The organism is Salinivibrio sp. MA427 (assembly GCF_001996115.1).
Taxonomy (GTDB): Bacteria; Pseudomonadota; Gammaproteobacteria; order Enterobacterales; family Vibrionaceae; genus Salinivibrio; species Salinivibrio costicola.
In genome coordinates this window covers 1-2,197 of record NZ_MUFH01000358.1, presented here as the reverse complement: position 1 = coordinate 2,197, position 2,197 = coordinate 1, and the positions used below count along the sequence as shown (strand labels likewise).

Sequence of the window (2,197 nt, the reverse complement as noted above, 5' to 3'; positions counted from 1 at the left end):
GTTAGGAAGTAATAATGTCTTTTGAAAAAATATCAGTAGTTGGTTTAGGTTATATTGGTCTACCCACTGCAGCAATGTTTGCCTCACACAAAAAGTATGTTGTTGGTGTTGATGTTAATCAACATGCGGTAGATACGATAAATCAAGGTGAGATCCATATTATAGAGCCTGAGCTTGATCATATCGTTAGCGCTGCTGTCGCTGAAGGCTATTTAAAAGCAACGTTAAAGCCCGAGCCAGCAGATGCATTCTTGATAGCTGTCCCTACTCCTTTTTTACCACGCAAAAAAGATGAAATACCAACACCAGATTTATCTTTTATCGAGGCAGCCAGCAAAGCGATTGCACCAGTTCTAAAAAAAGGTGACCTCATTATACTAGAATCAACGTCTCCAGTTGGCGCAACAGAGCAGGTAGCTGATTGGCTAGCTGTCGCTCGCAACGATCTGACTTTTCCACAAACTCATGGGAACAAAGCAGATGTTAATATTGCTCATTGCCCAGAGCGTGTATTACCTGGTCATGTTGTTCGTGAGCTAGTAGAAAATGATCGAGTTATCGGTGGTATGTCTTCTCGCTGCTCTGAACGCTCAGTGGAGTTATATCGTACCTTTGTAAAAGGTGAGTGTGTAGTAACTAATGCGCGCACGGCAGAAATGGCGAAACTAACAGAAAATAGTTCTCGTGATGTCCAAATTGCATTTGCGAACGAACTCTCAATCATTTGTGACAAGTTAGACATTAATGTATGGGAACTTATCGCATTAGCAAATCGCCATCCTCGTGTAAACATTCTGCAACCAGGTCCAGGTGTTGGTGGACACTGCATCGCAGTTGATCCTTGGTTTATTGTTTCTAATACACCGGAGCAATCAAAACTTATTCATGTTGCACGTGATGTTAACGATAGTAAACCAAGCTGGGTAGTTGAGAAGGTAAAGCTTGCGATTGCTGATTATTTGCAAGCGAATCCAGATAAAAGAGTATGTGAAGTAACCGTTGCTTGCTACGGTTTGTCATTTAAACCAGATATTGATGATTTGCGTGAAAGTCCTGCAATGCAAATAGTTAAAAAAATTGTTTCCTTACATTCGGGTAACGTGATTGCTGTTGAGCCTAACATTCATGAACTACCAAGTTCGTTGGAGCAAGCTCAATTAGAGAGTTTTGAAATTGCGAAGAAGACTGCCGATATTCATGTGTTGCTTGTTGATCATAAAGAATTCAAAGAAAGAAAAATAAGTTCTGATTTTATAATTGACACTAAAGGTATTTGGCGATGAAAATACTCGTCACAGGCGGCGCAGGCTTTATTGGTTCTGCGGTCATTCGCCATATTATTCAAAATACCAACGATAGTGTGGTGAATCTTGATAAGCTGACCTACGCTGGTAACCTTGAATCGTTAGCGTCAGTTTCCGAAAGCGATCGCTACGCGTTTGAGCAAGTGGATATTTGCAACCGAGTAGAGCTTGATCGTGTTTTTGCCGAGCATCAACCCGATGCGGTGATGCATCTAGCGGCTGAATCGCACGTTGACCGCTCAATTGATGGTCCCGCGGCCTTTGTCGAAACCAATGTTGTGGGAACCTATACGCTATTAGAAGCGACTCGAGAGTATTGGAGCCAGCTTAATGACTGTGCTAAACAAGCGTTTCGTTTTCATCATATCTCCACCGATGAAGTATATGGTGATCTCCCACATCCTGATGATGTTAAACAGGGGGCGGAATCTGCGAATGAACCGCTGCCAATGTTTTTAGAAACCACGCCTTATGCACCTTCAAGCCCTTATTCAGCGTCTAAAGCCTCAAGTGATCATTTGGTTCGTGCTTGGATGCGTACTTACGGACTACCAACCATAGTCACCAATTGTTCCAATAACTATGGTCCCTATCATTTCCCTGAAAAGCTGATCCCGCTTGTTATTCTGAATGCCTTAGCAGGTAAAGCCTTACCTATCTATGGTAAAGGCGACCAAATTCGTGATTGGCTGTATGTCGAAGACCATGCTCGAGCGCTCTATAAAGTCGTCACGGAAGGCGAAGTTGGTGAAACCTACAACATAGGTGGCTACAATGAAAAGAAAAATGTTGAGGTAGTCGAAGCGATTTGTGCAATTTTAGACACATTAGTCCCGAAAACGACTTCCTATGCCGAGCAAATCACTTACGTGCAAGACCGTCCTGGACATGAT

Annotated in this window: 2 protein-coding genes; both read left to right on the top strand. The window is 42.7% G+C overall.

Annotated elements, in window-relative coordinates:
- Window positions 1-14: 14 nt before the first annotated feature.
- The gene (wecC, locus tag BZG79_RS14445) at window positions 15-1,283 is read left to right on the top strand and encodes a UDP-N-acetyl-D-mannosamine dehydrogenase (protein ID WP_077774753.1); all 1,269 of its coding nucleotides are present in this window, start codon (window positions 15-17) and stop codon (window positions 1,281-1,283) included.
- The coding region (gene rfbB, locus BZG79_RS14440) for a dTDP-glucose 4,6-dehydratase (RefSeq protein ID WP_077774752.1) at window positions 1,280-2,197 on the top strand (918 nt) is incomplete at its 3' end. The genes wecC and rfbB, both read left to right, overlap by 4 nt.

Coding starts and splice junctions, on each gene's coding strand:
- wecC (WP_077774753.1), top strand. CDS start 15: ATGTCTTTTGAAAAAATATCAGTAGTTGGTTTAGGTTATATTGGTCTA.